Below are 842 nucleotides of genomic sequence, written 5' to 3'. Positions count from 1 at the left end.
TAGGGCGTGTCATCAATTAAGCCAAACGACACAAGAAACTAGATGAACCGCACTTAAGAAATGACAGGCTAACTTGTCATAGCGAGTGGCAATCGCACGATACTGCTTAATCTTGGCAAAGAAGTTCTCTATTAGGTGCCGTGCTTTATAAAGCTCTTTATCGAAGTCTCTTGGCTGCAGCCGATGACACTTGGAAGGAATGACTGCATGGCCTTGTACTGCTTTAATCGGTTCAATAACGCGGGCATCAGCATCGTAAGCTTTATCGGCAAGCCAAGTTTGACTAATACTGACATCGAGCAATTCATCTGAGCCACACAGGTCATGAGCTGCGCCACCTGTTAGATAAAAGCCAGTAGGATTGCCTAGCGCATCTGTACGAGTATGTATTTTAGTCGTCAGTCCACCTTTGCTGCGTCCAATGGCTTGATCCCTTTTTTTCCAGCACTGTGCTGGTGGGCTTTAACAATCGTGGCATCTAGCATGGCATATTCGTCATCGGATTGTTCAGAGAGTTGATTAAAAACCTGCTCCCATACGCCTTTTTTTGACCAGCGACTAAAACGAGTATGAATCACTCTGAAGTCGCCAAAGCGTTCAGGTAGGTCACGCCAAGGTATGCCGGTCTTGTAACGGTACAGAACCGCTTCTACGAACAAGCGGTTATCCTTTGCAGTAATACCAACGTCACTTGGTTTACCAGGTAGAATGTCTTTAATTCTCTCCCATTGGTCATCACGTAGGGCATGTCGTCTTGTCATAGTCATTGAGCTCAAATTCCTAAATACGATCTAAGTATAGCTTATTCTGAAATATCTATGCTAATTGATGACACGCCCTAG

1 pseudogene is annotated in these 842 nt (G+C 44.8%); it reads right to left on the bottom strand.

The annotated features are described in order from the left end of the window. Positions 1–12 precede the first annotated feature (12 nt). A pseudogene (locus AC2FA3_RS15015) lies at positions 13–761 on the bottom strand (IS5 family transposase). Positions 762–842 lie beyond the last annotated feature (81 nt).

The sequence above is a fragment of the Janibacter sp. CoH_79_TC_3 genome, assembly GCF_058197955.1.
Note: the sequence above shows the minus strand (reverse complement) of the source record. Positions and strands in the feature narration are given on the sequence as shown.